We start from the raw sequence: 18220 nt of genomic DNA, 5'->3' as shown, positions 1-18220 counted from the left end.
TGCCGGCCGGACCGCCCGCGCACCCGGTTCTCGGCAGGTGCGCGGGCGCTTCGTACCGCTCAGCGGCGGAAGCCCAGCAGGCCGTGCAGGCGGCTGCCCCTGCTGTTGTCCACCGACTGGGCCGCCGCCTTCTCGGCCGGCAGCGGCTTCGGGTCCGGGAGGGCGGCGCAGACCGCGTCCGCCTCGCCCCGGCCGCGCGGGACGGTGCCGTCGGTGAGGTACGCCGCCAGGTGCTCGTCCAGGCAGTCGTTGCCGCTCAGCGTGATGCCGTGGTTGCCGCCGCCCTCCTCCACCACGAGGCTGGAGCCCTTGAGTTGGCGGTGCATGCTGACCGCACCGCCGTACGGGGTCGCCGCGTCGTCCGTGGCCTGGAGGATGAGCGCCGGGGGCAGCTGACGGTTGTTCACCGGGACCGGCTCCAGTGGCGCCACCGGCCAGCTCGCGCACGGTGCGTTGTACCAGGTGTTGTTCCAGGTCATGAACGGCGCCTTCTTGTGGATCCGGCGGCTGTCGTTGCGCCAGGTGCTCCAGTGCTCGGGCCAGCCGGCGTCGCGGCACTGGACGGCCGTGTAGACCGAGTAGCCGTTGTCGCCGCTCGCGTCCACCGCGCCGAAGTTCTCGTACACCTCGACCAGCGCCTCGGCGTCCCGCCTCTTCGCGTACGCGGCGAACGCCTCGGCGAGGTAGGGCCAGTAGCCGTTGTAGTACCCGCCGGGGATGAAGGTGTCCTCCAGCTCACTCGCGCCCACCGTGCCGCCCGCCGGCTCCCGCGCCACGTCCGCCCGCATCCGGTACCAGGCGGCCTCGACCTCGGCCGGGTCGCTGCCCAGGCCGTACGCGGCGTCGTGCTTCGCGACCCAGGCGGCGAACGCCTTGTGGCGGTCGTCGAACGCGTGGTTCTGGCCGAGGTTGCCCTCGTACCAGACGTCGTCCGGGTCGACGACCGAGTCCAGGACCAGACGCCGCACGCGCTCCGGGTACAGCTTGGCGTAGACCGCGCCGAGGTAGGTGCCGTAGGAGTAGCCGAAGTAGTTGATCTGCCGGGAGCCGAGCGCCCGGCGGATCACGTCGAGGTCCTTGGCGGCGCTGACCGTGTCCATGTACGGCAGTACGTCGCCGTGCTTCTCGCCACAGGCTCGCGCGAAGGACTCCGCCCGGTCGCGGTTGATCCGCTCCGAGCGGGCGGAGTCCGGCACCGCGTCGGGGCGCACCGGATCGAAGTGCCCCGGCAGGCAGTTCAGCGCCGGGGTGCTCCTGCCGACCCCGCGCGGGTCAAAACCGATCACGTCGTACTGGGCCGCGACCTTCTTCGGCAGCGAGGACGCCACGAACCCGGCCATCGACAGGCCGCTGCCGCCGGGGCCGCCCGGGTTGACCAGCAGCGGTCCCTGGAAGGTCTTCGCGGTGTGCGGGACGCGGGACAGGGCGAGCGTGATCTGACGGCCCGACGGGCGGCGGTGGTCCAGCGGGGCCTTGACCTTCGCGCACTGGAGCGTCGGATAGCTGTCGGTGGGGCAGTCCGTCCACTTCGGCTTCGGAGCGGGCGGCGTGCTCGCCGCGGTGGCGGCGGCCGGCGCGGGCGCGGCGGTCAGCAGACCGGCGACGGTCGCGCCGACGGCGACCAGAATTCCTGCACGTTTCGTCATGGTGCCTCCCGGGGTGACGGGACGCGGCGCCGGATCACCGGTCCCCGCCGCATGCTCCCCGAATACCCCTGCGGAAGGGCCTGTTCCGCGCGGAGTCGCCCCGTACGGTCACGCCATCGGCCCTGCGGGCGGTCGCCCGGGCTCCGTCGCGGACCTCACAGCAGGGTCAGCTGGGTGGGGCCCGGTTCCGGTGTGTCGGCCGGCGCCGGAGCCGGGCCGATCCGCCGGGCCTCGCCCCGGTGCGCCGGGCCGATCCCGAACTCGTCCGCCAGCTCATGCACCTGACGCGTGATCCGGCGCTGGTACCAGGTGGGGGCGTACGCCCCGTCCGCGTACATCCGCTCGTAGCGCTCCACCAGCTGCGGATGGTGCTGCCCCAGCCAGTGCAGGTACCACTCGCGCGCGCCGGGGCGCAGATGCAGCACCAGCGGGGTCACCGTCGCCGCCCCCGCGTCCGCGATGGCGGCGACGGTGGCGCGCAGCTGCTCCGGGCGGTCGCCCAGGAAGGGGATGACCGGGGCCATCAGGACCGAGCAGCCGATCCCCGCGTCGGTGAGCGCGCGCACCACGTCCAGCCGGCGTTCGGGGGAGGGGGTGCCCGGTTCGACCGTCCGCCACAGCTCCCGGTCGGTGAAGCCCACGGAGACCGAGACGCCTACCTCGGCGACCTCCGCGGCCTGCCGCAGCAGCTCCAGGTCCCGCAGGATCAGCGTGCCCTTGGTGAGGACGGAGAAGGGGTTCGCCCGGTCGCGCAGGGCGGCGATGATGCCCGGCATGAGGTGATATCGACCCTCCGCCCTCTGGTAGCAGTCGACGTTCGTGCCCATGGCGACGTGCTCGCCCCGCCAGTGCCGGGAGGCCAGCTCCCGCTGGAGCAGTTCGGCTGCGTTGATCTTGACGACGATCTGGGAGTCGAAGCCGATGCCGGTGTCCAGGTCCAGATAGCTGTGGGTCTTGCGGGCGAAGCAGTACACACAGGCGTGCGTACAGCCCCGATACGGGTTCACCGTCCATTCGAACGGCATCCGCGAGGCGCCGGGCACCCGGTTCAGGATCGACCGGGCCCGGATCTCGTGGAAGGTGATGCCCCGGAATTCCGGGGTGTCGAACGTGCGCGTGGTCACCGCGTCCGCGGCGAAGAGCGCGCTGTTCCCGGCCGTCGAGTTCTTCTCGACCAGATTGTCCCAGCGCATGGACGCCTCCTCGGTAGCACTCACCGCAGAATAGAACACTTGTTCCCTTGATCGTGCGAGGCGCCGCACGCGGCGCCCCACGACTACCGTGTCGCCCTGGCAGACCCGCTGTATCCGACCGACCGGGAGGTCCCGACCATGGCCAGTAAGTTCACCGAGCTCGCGATCGACTGCGCGGATCCCGTCGGCCTCGCCCGGTTCTGGTGCTCGGTCCTCGACTACGAGGTGCGGGACGGGGAAGCGGAGGAAGGCGTCGTCACCATCGGCCCGCCTGCGGCGCGTGGGGGAGCGGACCGCCCCGGCCCCGTGCCGCCGGTGCTGACCTTCGCGCGGGTGCCCGAGGGCAAGAGCGCCAAGAACCGGCTCCACATCGACGTCAGTCCCAGCGACCGGGAACAGGATGACGAGGTCCGCCGGCTGATCGGCCTGGGCGCCCGTCGCGCCGACGTCGGCCAGGGTGACGCGAGCTGGGTCGTGCTCGCCGACCCGGAGGGCAATGAGTTCTGCGTCCTCGGGGACCGCCGCCCCTGACCCCGGACGGCCCCGATTTTGAGCGGCTGCGCCCGAGGTGGTTGGCTCAGCTCACCCACCGAACAACCGACTGCTGGAGGAACAGCCATGGCGCAGGTCGAGGCCACGACGGAGCGGATCATCGCGGCGGACGCAGAGGCGGTGTTCGACGCGCTGGCCGACTACAAGGACGTCCGGGGCAAGGTGCTGACCGGGCACTTCAGCGAGTACGAGGTCCGGGAGGGCGGCGACGGCGAGGGCAGCCTCGTGCACTGGAAGCTCCAGGCGACCAGCAAGCGCGTCCGCGACTGCCTGCTGGAGGTCAGCGAGCCGACGGACGGGCAGCTCGTCGAGAAGGACCGCAACTCCTCCATGGTCACCACGTGGACCGTCACCCCGGCCGGTGAGGGGAAGTCCAAGGCCGTCGTGACCACGGTCTGGGACGGCGCGGGCGGCATCGGCGGCTTCTTCGAGCGGACCTTCGCGCCCAAGGGCCTCGGCCGGATCTACGACGAGCTGCTCCAGAACCTCGCCACCGAGGTCGAGAAGTAGGACCGGCCGGCAGGGGGCGTTCCGACTCCCCTCGCCGCACCGGAGGCCGGGCGAGGTCCGGCCTCCGCGGGACGTTCGGCCTCACCGGAACGGGTGGTTTTCCGGGGCGGCCGGTTGTGCGCCGTAGCACCTCCCACCGGCGCATAAGCCCTCCGTACGCGCCGCGTACGCCCCTCGTCACGTTTGCCCTGCCTTACCGCGCGATGCGAGAAATGGGCGGCGCAGGTGCGACGAGGGGAGCGTTACGTGGTGGGTGGTATCACGCTGGTGAAGGACGAGCCGGACGGCCCGGGACCGGACGGGCCGGTGCCGCAGGACGGCACGGCGGCCACGGTCGAACTCCCCGCCGCACCGCCCCCGCCACCCCCTCCGGCGGGGCCCGGCCCGGACGCGGCGGAGATCAGCCCCCGCAAGGTCCGCATGGTCTTCCTCGGGCTGATGCTCACCCTGCTGCTCGCGGCGCTCGACCAGATGATCGTCGCCACCGCCCTGCCCAGAATCGTCGGTGAGCTGCACGGCCTGGAGAAGATGTCCTGGGCCGTCACCGCCTACCTCCTCGCCTCCACCATCGTCCTGCCGCTCTACGGCAAGCTCGGCGACCTCTTCGGCCGCAAGGGCGTCTTCCAGTTCGCCATCGTGGTCTTCATCATCGGCTCCGCCCTGGCGGGCTGGTCGCGCACCATGGACGAGCTGATCGCCTTCCGCGCCCTCCAGGGCGTCGGCGGCGGCGGTCTCATGATCGGCGTCCAGGCGATCATCGCGGACATCGTCCCGGCCCGGGAGCGAGGCCGCTACATGGGCCTCATCGGCGCGGTCTTCGGACTCGCCTCGGTCGCCGGCCCCCTGCTGGGCGGGTTCTTCACCGACCACGTCTCCTGGCGCTGGTGCTTCTACATCAACGTCCCCTTCGGCCTGGTCACCCTGGCCGTCATCGCCGTCGTCCTCAAACTGCCCAAACCCGCCGTCCGGCCCCGGCTCGACGTCCTGGGAGCGGTGCTCCTGGCCGTCGCCTCCACCTGTCTGGTGCTGGTCACCAGCTGGGGCGGCACCGAGTACGCCTGGGGCTCGCGCACCATCCTGGGGCTCGCCGCCGGAGCGGTCGTCACGACGGTGCTCTTCGTCGCCGCCGAACACCGGGCCGCAGAACCGATCATTCCGCTGCGGCTGTTCCGCGACTCCGTCTTCAACGTCACCGGTCTGGTCGGCGCGGTCGTCGGCGTCGCGCTGTTCGGGGCGGCGAGCTACCTCCCGACCTACCTCCAGATGGTCGACGGGGTCAGCGCCACCGAGTCCGGTCTGCTGATGCTCCCGATGATGATGGGCATCGTCGGCGGTTCCATCGTCTCCGGCCAGCTCATCACCCGCACCGGCCGCTACCGGATCTACCCGATCATCGGCAGCGCCGTCTCGGTCGTCGGCATGGGGCTGCTGTCCCTGCTGGAGGCGGACACCTCCCCCCTGGCGTACAGCTTCTACCAGGCCGTCCTCGGCACCGGCATCGGACTGGTCATGTCCGTCCTCGTGCTCGCCGTGCAGAACTCCGTACGCCCCTCGGACCTCGGCACCGCGACCAGTGCCAACAACTACTTCCGGCAGATCGGCGGCAGCGTCGGCGCGGCGATCTTCGGCACGCTGTTCGCCGGGCGGCTCTCCGACGCGCTCGGGGCGCGCCTGCCCGCCGGCGCGGAGCTGCCCGACCCCGAGTCGATCACCCCGCAGATCGTCCACGCGATGGAGCCCGCGCTGCGCGACGCCTACATCCAGGCGTACGTCGACGCGATGCCGCGCATCTTCCTGTACCTCGTGCCGGTGCTCGTGCTCGGCCTGATCCTCGCCTTCTTCCTCAAGGAGAAACCGCTGGTGTCCCACCACAGCCCCGAAGCCGCCGCCGAGTCCATGGCCTCCGCGATTCCCGCCGCCCGCGCCGACTCGGGCCGGCCCGCCTCCGGCTACCTCTCCGGCGTCCCGGTCCACGGGAGCGTCCAGCACCCCGACGGCACCACCGTCCCCCGCGCCGCCCTCACCCTCATCGACGTCCAGGGGCGGCAGATCGGGCGCGGGGCCAGCGGCGAGGACGGGCGGTACGCGCTGAGCGTCCCCGGCGCCGGCTCCTACGTCCTGATCGCCGCCGCGGGCGGACACCAGCCGCAGGCCGTCAGCGTCACCGTGGGCGAGCGTCCCGTCGAGCTGGACGTGGTGCTCGGCGGCGCCGGACGCCTCGCCGGGTCCGTCCTCACCCCCGACGGGGCCCCCGTACGCGACGCCGCCGTCACCCTGACCGACGTACGCGGCGAGGTCGTCGCCTCCACCCGCACCGGTCACGAGGGCGGCTACGTCATCGGCGAACTGGTCGCCGGCGAGTACACCCTCGCCGCCAGCGCCCCCGCCTTCCGCCCCGCCGCCCTCCCGGTCAGCGTGCAGGCCGCCCGGGAGACCCGGCAGGACATCGAGCTGGCGGGCGGGGCCGTCCTGCGCGGCTCCGTCCGGGCCACCGGCGGACGCCCCGTCGAGGACGCCCGGGTCACCCTGCTCGACGCGGCGGGGAACGTGGTGGACACCCTCACCACCGGACCGGACGGATCGTTCCGGTTCGTCGACCTGTCGTCCGGCGAGTACACCGTGATCGCCGCCGGATACCCCCCGGTCGCCACCGTCCTCCAGGTCGCGGGCGGCGGCCGCACGGAACGCGATCTCCAACTCGGCCACGAGGACTGAGGCGTACGGGACCGAGACGTACGGGACCGAGGCGTACGGGACCGAGACGTACGGGAAGGGGGTACGGGAACGGGACGTACGGGAACGGGACGTCCCCCGGAGCCGGTCCGGTGCGGCTCCGGGGTTCAGCTCACCGCCGCCCCGCGGGAGCCGGCCCCGGCTCCCGCAGCGGGTCCTCCCGCACCAGCCGCAGCAGCGCGCGGGCCCCCGGGCTCAGGCACCGCGCCGCCGGAAGCACCACCACGCTCTCGTACACCGGCCGACGGGCACCCGTCAGCTCCACGGCGACCAGCCGGGACGCCTCCGGCTTGCGGGAGAAGTGGTGCGGCACCACCGCGATCCCCAGCCCCTCCTGCACCAGCTCCAGCAGGCTGTGCACATCGTTGACCTCCAGACCCACCGTCCGGCGCACCCCCGCCGCCGCGAACGCCCCGTCGGCGGCCCGCCGGGGACCCCAGTCCGGATGGAAGTCGATGAACGACGACCCCGACAGCTCCTCCCACCCCACCTCCGGCCGCCCGGCGAACGCGTGCCCCGCCGCGCACAGCAGCACCATAGGCTCCCGGGCCAGCGGCACCAGCTCCCCGCGCCACTCCGCCGGGCTCACCGTCGCGGCGAACGCCAGGTCGAGGCGCCCGCCCGCCACGCCGTCCAGCAGGCTGCTGGTGCCCTCCTGCCGCAGCCTCAGCTCCAGCTGCGGATGTTCCCGGTGGAACGCCGCCAGCAGCCGCGCCGGGCTCACCCCCGCCACGCACTGCTCGACCCCGACCGTCAACGTCCCGCGCAGCAGCCCCCGTACGGCGTCGACCGCGTCCCGCGCCGCCCGCGCGCCCGCCAGCGTGCGCTCCGCCTCCACCAGCAGCGCCCGCCCGGCCTCGGTGAGCCGGACCGTGCGCGTGGTGCGGCTGAACAAGGGGGTCCGCAGCTCCTGCTCCAGCGCCCGTACGGAGGCGGAGAGCCCGGACTGCGACACGGCGAGGCGCTCTGCGGCGCGGGTGAAGTGCCGCTCCTCGGCGACGGCGACGAAATGCTCCAGCTGACGCAGTTCCATGATTGAGCAATCTAGGCGATGAATGCGAGCGGAATCTCCTGTTGGACTGCTGGATCCATCTGCGGAAGCCTGGGCCGGGAGTGCGCCGGTCCCGACGCGCCACCCCCGTACCCACCCGCGGAGCCCGTATGTACCTCCCGTCCGCCGACCGCTACTCCGCCATGCCCTACCGGCGCACCGGACGCAGCGGTCTGAAGCTGCCCGCGCTCTCCCTCGGCCTCTGGCACAACTTCGGAGGCGACCGGACGCCCGAGACGCAGGGCGCCATCCTGCGCCGCGCCTTCGACCTCGGCATCACCCACTTCGACCTGGCCAACAACTACGGCCCGCCGCCCGGCTCCGCGGAACTCACCCTGGGCCGCGCCCTGGCGACCGACTTCGCCCGTCTGCGCGACGAGATCGTCATCTCCACCAAGGCCGGCTACCACATGTGGGACGGGCCGTACGGGGAGTGGGGCTCGCGGAAGTACCTGCGCTCCTCGCTCGACCAGAGCCTGCGGCGCCTGGGTGTCGAGTACGTCGACATCTTCTACTCCCACCGGCCGGACCCCGAGACCCCCCTCGAAGAGACGATGGGCGCGCTCGACTCCGCCGTCCGGCAGGGCAAGGCGCTGTACGTCGGTCTGTCCAACTACTCCGCCGCGCAGACCCGCGAGGCCGCCGCGATCCTGAAGGACCTCGGCACCCCGCTCCTCATCCACCAGCCCCGCTACTCGATGCTCGACCGCCGGATCGAGGACGACGGGCTGCCGGACGTCCTCGACGAGCTGGGCGCCGGATCCATCGCGTACTCGCCGCTGGAACAGGGGATTCTGACCGACCGCTATCTGAACGGCATTCCGGCCGGGTCCCGTGCGGCGGGCGCCAGCCCCTTCCTGAGCGCCGACGCCGTGACCCCGCAGCTGGTGGAGCGGCTGCGCGCGCTGGACGCGCTGGCGAAGGAGCGCGGCCAGTCGCTCGCGCAGCTGGCCCTGGCGTGGGTGCTGCGCGGCGGCCGGCTCACCTCCGCCGTCGTCGGCGCGAGCAGCGTCGCCCAGCTGGAGGACAGCGTCGAGGCCGCCCGGAACCTGGACTTCACCGAGGACGAGCTGTCCCGGATCGAGGAGCTGCTGCGGGACACGAAGACGGGCTGACGCCGGTCGGGCGCGCGAGAGAGGGCTGCGCCGTCGGCGAGGCCGGCAGGACGTGCGCGGCGCGGACGGCGCTGCTCAGCCGAAGATCGGGCTTTCGGTCGAGTAGAGGAAGCGGGTCCGGGAGCGGTCCAGGAAGTTCTCCTCGTCCGCCGTGACGGTGGTGGTGTAGGTGTCGGAGGTGAACCAGCGAGCGGCGTCCGCGATGGTGTCGACCCACACTTCGGCGACACCGTCGTAGTCGGCGGTGCTTATGCCGGGGATCTCGTCGTCGGTGGGCAGCAGTTGGACGTAGCGCCGGACCGGGACCTCTCCGGCGGGCAGAGTCGAGAGCAGAGGGGTGTGCTTCTGCGTCCAGTAGTCCACGAACTCGTCGTGGGAGAGGTCTGACCGCCGGGTCAGGAAGATGCTGAGCTTGATCACAGGGGACCCTTCGAGGCCGAGATTGACTTGCCTGGGCAAGTCATAAGATAGTCGCTTTGACTTGCCTGGTCAACGAAGATTTGTTGCCCAGGCAAGTGGAATGACTAGGTGACCGGCAGCGTAGGCAGAGACCCCGGGCTGCTCAGGGGGTGGCCACGGTGGGCCCGGCATGCGGAGGCGCCGTTCTGACCGCGATCAGGGCGACGTCGTCCGAGCCGCCCCCGGCCATACCTTCCAGGATCTCGTCGCAGAACGTCGTGAGCGGCTCGCGGGCCAGGGCCGCCGCGTGCTGCCGCAGGCGCGCCAGACCCCGGCCCAGGTCCTCCTCGCGCCGCTCGACGAGGCCGTCCGTGTAGAGCAGCACGGTCGAGTCGGGCGGCAGAGTGTCGGTCGTGGCGGGGCGATGGACCTCGGGCTCCACCCCGAGCATGACGCTGCGGCCACCGGTGAGGAAGCGGGTCTCCCCGTCGTGCGTCACGAGCAACGGGGCGGGATGGCCCGCGACCGCGTAGTGCAGCAGCCACGGCTCGTCCGCGCTCAGTCGCTCGACCAGCGCGTAGACGCATGTCAGCGTCTGCTGCGGATAGAGGATGTGATGGGCCGCGTCCAGCCGGGCGAGGATCTTGCCGGGCGGTTCCTTGCGGTCGCAGGCGATGCCGCGCAGCATGTTGCGGGTCTGGCTCATCATGACCGCGGCCCGCAGGTCATGCCCCGCGATGTCGCCGATGATCAGTGTCATCGCCCCGTCCGGCAGCACGAAGGCGTCGTACCAGTCGCCGCCGACGCGCGCGGTGGTGCTCGCGGGCTGGTAGCGGGCGGCCACTTCGAGCGGCCCGTCCGTGGGCAGCTCGGGCAGCAGGGAGCGCTGCAACCGCTCGGCCGTGTGCTGGGCCTCGGCGTGCAGGCGCGCGTTGTCGACGGCCAGCGCCACGCGGTGGGCGAGGTCCTCGACGAGGGAGAGGGTGTCCTCGGTCAGCCGGGCTTCCCTGCGGGTGCGGGCCAGGGTCAGCACGCCGAACACCTGCCGCCGGGCTCTCAGCGGGGCGACGACCGCCGTATCGGCCGCGAGCCGCTCGAAAAGCTGCTTCTCCCGGAGGCACAGGGGGTCATCCTCGCCCTTCGGCGGGGGAAAGTCCGTGAGAAGTACGGGGCCCACACCGAGCAGCGCCCGGGCGACCGAGGCCGCCGACCCTTCGGCCGGAGGCAGCAGTCCCTCGTCCAGGCCCGGGGACGTCACATCGGCGTCCCGGTGCTCGACGACGACCCTGCGCAGCCGTCCGTGGTCGTCCAGCAGATCGACCGCGCACCAGTCGGCGAGGCCGGGGACGAGCGTGCGGCAGAGCCGACGGAGCCCCTGGTCCACTTCGAGCGTGCTGGAAAGGGCCTCCGCCGCGTTGATGAGCAGCGTGAGCCGGTCCAGGGCGTGCTGGACCTCCTCGTCGACCTCGAAGCGGTCCGAGCGGTCCGTGTCCCGTTCCGTGCCGGGCCCGTGGTGAGGCGGGGCACCCGCGTCGTCCTGCTTCGCGCACATACTGGTTCCTCGCCTTTCTGGCCTTTCTTGCACGTGTGACGCCGGGGATGTGAGTCGTCAGACCCCTTCCAGTCTTCAGTACGCGGGGGCTGCGGGCATGCGGGCCACTCCTCAGTACGTGGGAGCAACGACGTGAGCGCCGGCGGGCGTACCGGCAGGACCGCTGGAGGGACCTTCGGCGGACTGGACCTCTGACGGGCCGCCCCTCCCTGGCCCGCGCCGCTCACGGCGCGTACGGTGTGGCGGCATGAAGATCCTCATCAGCGCGGACATGGAAGGCGCCACCGGAGTGACCTGGCCGGCCGACGTGCTGCCGGGGACGCCGCAGTGGGAGCGCTGCCGGTCGATGTTCACCTCCGACGTGAACGCGGCCGCGCTCGGCTTCTACGACGGCGGCGCCGACGAGGTCCTGATCAACGAAGCCCACTGGTCGATGCGCAACCTGCTGCTGGAGCACATGGACGAACGCGTCCAGATGCTCACCGGCAAACACAAATCTCTGTCCATGGTCGAGGGCATCCAGCACGGCGACGTGGACGCGGTGGCCTTCGTCGGCTACCACACCGGAGCCGGCACGGAGGGCGTCCTCGCCCACACCTACCTCGCCAACTCCATCACCGGCGTCTGGCTCAACGATGTCCGCGCGAGCGAGGGGCTGCTCAACGCGCAGGTCGCCGCCGAGTACGGCGTGCCCGTCGTCCTCGTCACCGGCGACGATCTGACCTGCGTGGACGCCGAGGGATACGCCCCCGGGGCCCGGAAGGTCGCTGTCAAGGACTACGTCTCCCGTTACGCCGCGGTGTGCCGCACCCCCGCCCGTACCGCCGCCGACATCAGGGCAGCGGCCAAAACGGCCACCGAGCTCGCGGGGCGACGGGATCCCGTCACCGGGAAGACGTTCACCATCGAGCTGGAGTTCGACGCCGAACATCTGGCAGCCGCGGCGACCGTGGTCCCCGGCGTGGGGCCGAGCGGGGAGAGGCGCGTCGCGTACACCAGCGCGACGATGTACGAAGGAATTCGCACGTTCAAGGCGGTGACGACGATCGTGTCGGCCGCTGTGGAGGAACAGTATGGCTGAGGCCCCCGACCTGCTCGGACCCGTCGACCGGCAGGCGCTCGACGAGGTGGTGACGTTCACCTCCGAACTCATCCGCATCGACACCACCAACCGGGGCGGCGGCGACTGCCGGGAGCGGCCGGCCGCCGAGTACGTCGCCCAGCGGCTCTCCGACGCCGGGATCGAGCCGACGCTGCTGGAGCGGACCCCCGGCCGGACCAACGTCGTCGCCCGGATCCCCGGCACCGACCCGTCGGCCGACGCGCTGCTCGTCCACGGCCACCTCGACGTGGTGCCCGCCGAGCCCGCCGACTGGAGCGTGCACCCCTTCTCCGGCGAGGTGAGCGACGGGGTCGTGTGGGGGAGGGGCGCCGTCGACATGAAGAACATGGACGCGATGGTCCTCTCCGTCGTACGCGGCTGGGCCCGCGAGGGCTTCCGGCCCCGGCGTGACATCGTCATCGCGTACACCGCCGACGAGGAGGACAGCGCCGCCGACGGCTCCGGCTTCCTCGCCGATCAGCATCCGGAGCTGTTCGAGGGCTGCACGGAGGGCATCAGCGAGTCGGGGGCCTTCACCTTCCACGCGGGCCCCGGTCTCTCGCTGTACCCGATCGCCGCGGGCGAGCGCGGCACCGGCTGGCTGAAGCTGACCGCCGAGGGCCGGGCCGGGCATGGCTCCAAGGTCAACCGGGAGAACGCGGTGAGCACCCTGGCCGCCGCCGTCGCCCGGATCGGCGAGCACGAGTGGCCCATCCGCCTCACCCCGACCGTCCGCGCCGCGATCACCGAGATCGCCGCCCTGCACGGCATCACCGCCGATCTGGACGACCCCGGCTTCGACGTCGCCCAACTCCTCGGCAAGCTCGGCCCGGCCGCATCCCTGGTCGAGAACACCGTCCGCAACAGCAGCAACCCGACGATGCTGGACGCCGGTTACAAGGTCAACGTCATCCCCGGCCACGCCGCCGCCTTCATCGACGGGCGCATGGTCCCCGGCGGCGACGACGAGTTCCACGCGACCCTGGACCGGCTCACCGGCCCGTCGGTCTCCTGGGAGTTCTACCACCGCGAGACGGCCCTTCAGGCCCCCGTGGACTCCCCGACGTACGCCAAGCTGCGCGCCGCCGTCGAGCGGTTCGACCCGGACGCGCACACCGTCCCGTACTGCATGTCGGGCGGCACCGACGCCAAGCAGTTCTCCCGCCTCGGCATCACCGGCTACGGCTTCACCCCGCTGAAGCTGCCCGTCGGCTTCGACTACCAGCGGCTCTTCCACGGCGTCGACGAGCGCGTCCCCGTCGACGCCCTCCACTTCGGCGTCCGCGTGCTCGACCACTACCTGCGCACCGCCTGACCGCCTGCCGACCCGATCCGCGCCCCGGGGGGACCGACCTACGTGAACACCGTGCCAGCAGCCCCGTACGGAACCTGGCCGTCTCCGGTCGACGCGGCACTCGCCGCCTCGCACGACGGCCGCCCCGACCACCTCGGCACCATCGGGGACGAGGTGTGGTGGACCGAGCCGCGCCCCGCCGAGGGCGGGCGGCGCGCCTTGATGCGCCGCCGCGCCGACGGCACCACCGCCCCCGTGCTGCCCGCCCCCTGGAACACCCGCAGCCGGGTGATCGAGTACGGCGGACAGCCCTGGGCGGGCACCGTGCGCGGGGACGGCGAACTCCTCGTGGTGTTCGTCCACTTCGCCGACCAGCGGCTGTACGCCTACGCCCCGGACGGGCCCGACGGGCCGTGGCCGCTCACCCCCGTCTCGGACGTCGGCGGCGGGCTGCGCTGGGTGGACCCGCAGGTCCGCCCGGAGCACGGGGCGGCGGGCGAGGTCTGGTGTGTGCTGGAGGAGTTCACCGGCCCCGCGCCCACCGACGTACGGCGCGTCGTCGCCGCCGTGCCGCTCGACGGCTCGGCGGCCGGCGACCGGGCGGCGGTCCGTGAACTCTCCGACGACCGGCACCGGTTCGTCACCGGCCCCAAGGTCTCCCACGACGGACGGCGGGCTGCCTGGATCGCCTGGGACCACCCCCGGATGCCGTGGGACGGCACGGTGGTCATGCTGGCGGACATCGACGACACGGGCGGGTTCACCGGCGTACGGCCTCTCGTCGGCGACCACGACGAATCGGTCTGCCAGGTGGAGTGGGACCGCGACGGCAGCCTCCTGTTCGTCTCCGACCTCGCCGACTGGTGGGAGCTCCAGCGCATCCGCCCCGACGCGCCTCCCGGCGGCGCGGTCCCCAGCAGCCGCCTCCTGCCGCCCCGGGGCGAGGAGTTCGGCGGAGCCCTCTGGAAGATCGGGCTGCGCTGGTTCCATCCGCTGGACAACGGGCTGATCGCCGTCCTGCACGGCAGGGGCGGGATGCGGCTCGGCATCCTCGACCCGGAGACCGGCGAACTCGCCGACGTGCCGGGCCCCTGGACCGCCTGGGCCGACACGCTCGCCGTCCACGGCAGCCGGGTCGTCGGCGTCGCGGCCGGCCCCCGCAGCGGCCCCGAGATTGTCGAGCTGGACACCGCGACCGGGCACACCCGCGTCATCGGCGCACCCCACCGGGACGCGGTCGACCCCGCGTACTACCCGGTGCCCGAGGACCGCACCTTCACCGGCCCCGACGGCCGCGAGATCCACGCCCACCTCTACCCGCCCCGCAGCCCCGACCGCACCGGACCCGAGGGCGAGAAGCCCCCGTACGTCGTCTGGGCGCACGGCGGGCCCACCGGCCACGCACCGCTCGTCCTCGATCTGGAGATCGCCTACTTCACCTCGCGCGGCATCGGGGTGGCCGAGGTCAACTACGGCGGCTCCACCGGCTACGGCCGCGGCTACCGCGAACTCCTGCGCGGCCAGTGGGGCGTGGTGGACGTGGCCGACTGCGCGGCCGTCGCCTCGGCCCTCGTCGAGGAGGGCGCCGCCCACCCGGACAAGCTCGCCATCCGGGGCGGCAGCGCGGGCGGCTGGACCACCGCCGCATCGCTGACCAGCACCGACATCTACGCCTGCGGGACGATCCTCTACCCGGTCCTGGACCTCGAAGGGTGGGCCACCGACGGGACCCACGACTTCGAGTCGCAGTACCTGGAGTCCCTCGTCGGCCCGTTCGCCGAGGTGCCCGAGCGTTACCGGGAACGCTCGCCGATCCACTGCGCCGACCGGCTGAACACGCCCTTCCTGCTGCTCCAGGGCCTGGACGATGTGATCTGCCCGCCCGCTCAGAGCGAGAGGTTCCTCGCCGCCCTCGCCGGCCGGGACGTCGCCCACGCCTACATCGCCTTCGAGGGGGAGAGTCACGGCTTCCGGCGCGTGGAGACCTTGGTCCGCGCGCTGGAGGCCGAACTCTCCCTCTACGCGCAGACGTTCGGTATCGACCGTCCCGACGTGCCGCCCCTGGAGCTGACCACGTGACCCGTGCGGACCACGGCCCGGCGATGCCCCTCGCCCGGCCTCCCCGGCTGCGCCGCGGCTCCCGGGTCGCCGTCGTCGCGCCCAGCGGCCCCGTCCCCGCCGACCGGCTGGAGGAGGGCCTCGCCGTCCTGCGCGACTGGGGACTCGAACCCGTCGTCGGCGCCCATGTCCGCACTACGCACCCGGAGCTGGACTACCTCGCCGGGTCGGACGCGGGCCGTGCGGAGGACCTCGAACAGGCGTGGTGCGACCCCACCGTGGAGGCCGTGCTCTGCGCCCGGGGCGGGTACGGCGCCCACCGGATGGTCGACCTGGTCGACTGGGCGGCTGTCCGGGCCGCCGGGCCCAAGGTGTTCGTCGGCTACAGCGACATCACGGTGCTGCACGAGGCGTTCGCCCTGCGCGCCGGGTTCGTGACCCTGCACGGGCCGATGATCGCCACCGATACGTTCCTCGGGGACGCGGTGACCCGCGAGCACCTGCGCGCCACGCTCTTCGCCCCGGAGACCGTCACCACCCTCGGCCTGGAGTCGGCCGGGGCCCTGGTCGCCGGCCGGGCGCGGGGCGTCCTGTACGGCGGTTGCGTCAGCCTGCTCGCCGCCGGGGCCGGCGCCCCGGGCGGCCGGGCCCACGCCCGGGGCGGACTGCTGGTGATCGAGGACACCGGGGAGGAGCCCTACCGGCTGGACGGCATCCTCACCCGGCTCCTGCGGTCCGGAGCCCTCGACGGAGTCGCCGGGGTGGCCTGCGGCTCCTGGCAGGAGTGCGGCCCGTACGAGAAGATTCGCGCCGTCCTCGCCGACCGGCTCGGCCCGCTGGGCATACCCGTGGTCGAGGAGCTGGGATTTGGTCACGGTCCCGCCGCGCTGACGATCCCCCTGGGCGTTCTGGCGGTGCTCGACGCCCCGGCGGACGGCGGCCGTTGCACGCTGACCGTCGAGGCCCCCGCCCTGCGCTGAGCCTCTCTGGCCTTCCGCCGCTGTTCGAGCCCGCGCCGCCGTCCGCGCGGGCACGAGGATGTGTGCGTCCTCCCGCGGAACGTGAACATCCGTCAAGAACCGCTGACCGATACGTTGACACGGCTATGAGCTGTGTCACAGCATGAGCGCGGCCCAGTACTTACCGGCCGGTAAGTAGTCCTCGGTGTGGAGGTCCTCGTGTCAGGTGCTGTTTCCAGGGTGCGCGGCCCGCTCGTGGCGGTCGCCGGGGCGGCCCTCGTCGCCCCCCTCGTCCTCGCCGGCCCGGCCCGTGCCGAGGCCGGCCCGTACACCGTCACCCCGCTGGAGTTCACCGTCGAGGCGGGCGGCCGCACCTGCACGGTGGACGCCGACCTCTACCGGCCCGCCGGGGCCGACGCGGACAGTCCCGCCCCCGCGGTCCTCGCCACCAACGGCTTCGGCGGCAGCAAGTCCGACGGTTCCACCGACACCATCGGGAAGGCCTTCGCCGAGCGCGGCTACGTCGGGCTCGTCTACTCGGGCCTCGGCTTCGGTGAGTCCGGCTGCCTGATCACCCTCGACGACCCGGCCATCGACGGAAAGGCCGCCAGTGAACTCCTGGACTTCCTCGGGGGAGTTCGGGCGGCCGACGACGGAACCGAGGCCGACTTCGTCACCAGGGACGCCGACGGCGACCCGCGGGTCGGCATGATCGGCGGCTCGTACGGCGGCGCGATCCAGCTGGCGACCGCCGCGGTCGACCCCCGGGTCGACGCCCTCGTCCCGCTGATCACCTGGAACGACCTCGGCTACGCACTGGCCCCCAACAACACCGGCGCGCGCACCGGCGTCACCTCCGACACCCCCGGCGTCTTCAAGTGGCAGTGGACCAACGGCTTCTACCTGATCGGCGAGGGCCAGCCGCTCCTCAACCCGAGCCTGGACCCCTCCCGCGTCAACCGGCTGGACTGCCTGCACTTCGCCACCCGCGCCTGCGAGACCATCCGGCTGCTCAACTCCGGCCGCTACCCCGCCGACCGCACCGCGAAGATGCTCGCCTACGCGCGCGGCGTCTCGCCCGTCTCCTACCTCGATCGGGTCAAGGCCCCCACGCTCATCGTCCAGGGCCAGGCCGACAGCCTCTTCAACCTCAACGAGGCCACCGCCACCTACCGGACGCTCAAGGAGCAGGGCACCGAGACCAAGATGATCTGGCAGTCCTGGGGACACAGCGGCGGCCAGGTTCCCGGCGAACTCGACCTGAGCCAGGGCAATCTGGAGACCAGCCACGTCGGGCAGCGGGTCCTGGCCTGGTTCGACCGCTACCTCCACAAGAAGACGGACACCGACACCGGACCCGCCTTCTCCTACTACCGCGACTGGCGGAGCGGCTACGGCTCCGCCGCCGACGTCCCCGCCCTCTCCCGGTCCCTGTATCTCTCCGGCGACGGCAAACTCGTCGACAACCGCTCCAAGGTGGCCGGCGGCAGCCGTCAGTACACCAACTGGCTCGTGCCGACGAGCCACTCCGAGAGCTCCATCGCCCCGCTGATCGGACTGCCCGACCCCGAGCCGTACGACACCAGGGGCACCTACCTCGGCTGGCGCGGCGAACCCCTCACCGAGCCCCTCGATGTCGTCGGCTCGCCGCGGGCCACCCTGAAGGTTCTCTCGCCGAAGGCGGAACGGGTCCAGAACAGCGGTGACGCCTCCGACAAGCTCGTCCTGTTCGCCAAGGTCTACGACATCGCGCCCGACGGCAGCCGTACGCTGGTGAACCGGCTCGTCTCCCCGGTCCGGGTCCCCGACGTCACCCGGCCCTTCACGGTGGAGCTGCCCGGCATCGTCCACCGGTACGAGAAGGGGCACCGCCTGGAGTTCGTGATCGCCGCCAGCGACACCGCCTACTTCGGCAACCGGGGCGTCAAGCCCGTCACCGTCGTCCACGCCCCCGAGGACACCGGCGTACTGGAACTCCCGGTCGTCCCGGCCGGCTGACGCCCGCCACCTCGTTCACCCGAACGGCCGTACAGCGCCGCCCCCCGAACCCGACAGC

At 72.3% G+C, this 18220-nt stretch carries 14 protein-coding genes; 9 read left to right on the top strand and 5 right to left on the bottom strand.

The features are described 5' to 3' along the window. Positions 1–59: 59 nt before the first annotated feature. The gene (locus AB0F29_RS36615; RefSeq protein WP_361881808.1) at positions 60–1646 is read right to left on the bottom strand and encodes an alpha/beta hydrolase; all 1587 of its coding nucleotides are present in this window, start codon (positions 1644–1646) and stop codon (positions 60–62) included. Positions 1647–1801: 155 nt separating this feature from the next. Next, positions 1802–2839 (bottom strand): Rv2578c family radical SAM protein, encoded by a 1038-nt coding sequence (locus AB0F29_RS36610; RefSeq protein ID WP_361881805.1) that lies wholly within the window; start codon positions 2837–2839, stop codon positions 1802–1804. A 138-nt stretch (positions 2840–2977) separates the two neighbouring features. Here AB0F29_RS36610 and AB0F29_RS36605 point away from each other — a divergent pair, with 138 nt between their 5' ends. From AB0F29_RS36605 to AB0F29_RS36595, 3 genes are all read left to right on the top strand, one after another. Further along, positions 2978–3370, top strand: a complete 393-nt coding sequence (locus AB0F29_RS36605) for a VOC family protein (RefSeq protein ID WP_361881803.1) — start codon at positions 2978–2980, stop codon at positions 3368–3370. 87 nt (positions 3371–3457) lie between these two features. After that, complete coding sequence (locus tag AB0F29_RS36600) at positions 3458–3901, top strand: SRPBCC family protein (RefSeq protein ID WP_007459791.1); 444 nt, start codon at positions 3458–3460, stop codon at positions 3899–3901. 246 nt (positions 3902–4147) lie between these two features. Beyond that, positions 4148–6616, top strand: a complete 2469-nt coding sequence (locus tag AB0F29_RS36595) for an MFS transporter (RefSeq protein WP_361881800.1) — start codon at positions 4148–4150, stop codon at positions 6614–6616. A gap of 130 nt (positions 6617–6746) precedes the next feature. Here AB0F29_RS36595 and AB0F29_RS36590 read toward each other — a convergent pair whose 3' ends face one another. Further along, positions 6747–7667 (bottom strand): LysR family transcriptional regulator, encoded by a 921-nt coding sequence (locus AB0F29_RS36590; RefSeq protein WP_361881797.1) that lies wholly within the window; start codon positions 7665–7667, stop codon positions 6747–6749. 128 nt (positions 7668–7795) lie between these two features. Between AB0F29_RS36590 and AB0F29_RS36585 the strand changes: the two genes are divergently transcribed. Next, positions 7796–8800 (top strand): aldo/keto reductase, encoded by a 1005-nt coding sequence (locus tag AB0F29_RS36585; protein ID WP_361881794.1) that lies wholly within the window; start codon positions 7796–7798, stop codon positions 8798–8800. 75 nt (positions 8801–8875) lie between these two features. Here the strand turns inward: AB0F29_RS36585 and AB0F29_RS36580 are convergent, their stop codons facing one another. Beyond that, the gene (locus AB0F29_RS36580) at positions 8876–9220 is read right to left on the bottom strand and encodes an EthD domain-containing protein (protein ID WP_361881791.1); all 345 of its coding nucleotides are present in this window, start codon (positions 9218–9220) and stop codon (positions 8876–8878) included. A gap of 142 nt (positions 9221–9362) precedes the next feature. Beyond that, positions 9363–10751 (bottom strand): GAF domain-containing SpoIIE family protein phosphatase, encoded by a 1389-nt coding sequence (locus AB0F29_RS36575; RefSeq protein WP_361881788.1) that lies wholly within the window; start codon positions 10749–10751, stop codon positions 9363–9365. Positions 10752–10998: 247 nt separating this feature from the next. Between AB0F29_RS36575 and AB0F29_RS36570 the strand changes: the two genes are divergently transcribed. The 5 genes from AB0F29_RS36570 (at position 10999) to AB0F29_RS36550 (ending at position 18162) form a co-directional block, all read left to right on the top strand. Then, the gene (locus tag AB0F29_RS36570; protein ID WP_361881786.1) at positions 10999–11832 is read left to right on the top strand and encodes a M55 family metallopeptidase; all 834 of its coding nucleotides are present in this window, start codon (positions 10999–11001) and stop codon (positions 11830–11832) included. Continuing rightward, on the top strand, positions 11825–13168 hold the full coding sequence (locus tag AB0F29_RS36565) for a M20/M25/M40 family metallo-hydrolase (RefSeq protein WP_361881783.1): 1344 nt from the start codon (positions 11825–11827) through the stop codon (positions 13166–13168). The genes AB0F29_RS36570 and AB0F29_RS36565 overlap by 8 nt, the downstream gene beginning before the upstream one ends. Before the next feature lie 42 nt (positions 13169–13210). Next, complete coding sequence (locus AB0F29_RS36560) at positions 13211–15226, top strand: prolyl oligopeptidase family serine peptidase (protein WP_361881780.1); 2016 nt, start codon at positions 13211–13213, stop codon at positions 15224–15226. Then, on the top strand, positions 15223–16185 hold the full coding sequence (locus tag AB0F29_RS36555; RefSeq protein ID WP_361881777.1) for an LD-carboxypeptidase: 963 nt from the start codon (positions 15223–15225) through the stop codon (positions 16183–16185). Before AB0F29_RS36560 ends, AB0F29_RS36555 begins: the two co-directional genes overlap by 4 nt. Positions 16186–16404: 219 nt before the next feature. After that, entirely contained in the window at positions 16405–18162 is a 1758-nt protein-coding gene (locus AB0F29_RS36550; protein ID WP_361881920.1) for a CocE/NonD family hydrolase, read from the top strand. Positions 18163–18220 lie beyond the last annotated feature (58 nt).

It is taken from the genome of Streptomyces sp. NPDC026589 (assembly GCF_040638385.1).
GTDB lineage: Bacteria > Actinomycetota > Actinomycetes > Streptomycetales > Streptomycetaceae > Streptomyces.
Note: the sequence above shows the minus strand (reverse complement) of the source record. Positions and strands in the feature narration are given on the sequence as shown.

Excerpts from the sequence above, each read along its gene's own strand:
- AB0F29_RS36615 (WP_361881808.1), bottom strand. The coding sequence starts at position 1,646 with ATGACGAAACGTGCAGGAATTCTGGTCGCCGTCGGCGCGACCGTCGCC.
- AB0F29_RS36610 (WP_361881805.1), bottom strand. The coding sequence starts at position 2,839 with ATGCGCTGGGACAATCTGGTCGAGAAGAACTCGACGGCCGGGAACAGC.
- AB0F29_RS36605 (WP_361881803.1), top strand. The coding sequence starts at position 2,978 with ATGGCCAGTAAGTTCACCGAGCTCGCGATCGACTGCGCGGATCCCGTC.
- AB0F29_RS36600 (WP_007459791.1), top strand. The coding sequence starts at position 3,458 with ATGGCGCAGGTCGAGGCCACGACGGAGCGGATCATCGCGGCGGACGCA.
- AB0F29_RS36590 (WP_361881797.1), bottom strand. The coding sequence starts at position 7,667 with ATGGAACTGCGTCAGCTGGAGCATTTCGTCGCCGTCGCCGAGGAGCGG.
- AB0F29_RS36585 (WP_361881794.1), top strand. The coding sequence starts at position 7,796 with ATGTACCTCCCGTCCGCCGACCGCTACTCCGCCATGCCCTACCGGCGC.
- AB0F29_RS36575 (WP_361881788.1), bottom strand. The coding sequence starts at position 10,751 with ATGTGCGCGAAGCAGGACGACGCGGGTGCCCCGCCTCACCACGGGCCC.
- AB0F29_RS36570 (WP_361881786.1), top strand. The coding sequence starts at position 10,999 with ATGAAGATCCTCATCAGCGCGGACATGGAAGGCGCCACCGGAGTGACC.
- AB0F29_RS36565 (WP_361881783.1), top strand. The coding sequence starts at position 11,825 with ATGGCTGAGGCCCCCGACCTGCTCGGACCCGTCGACCGGCAGGCGCTC.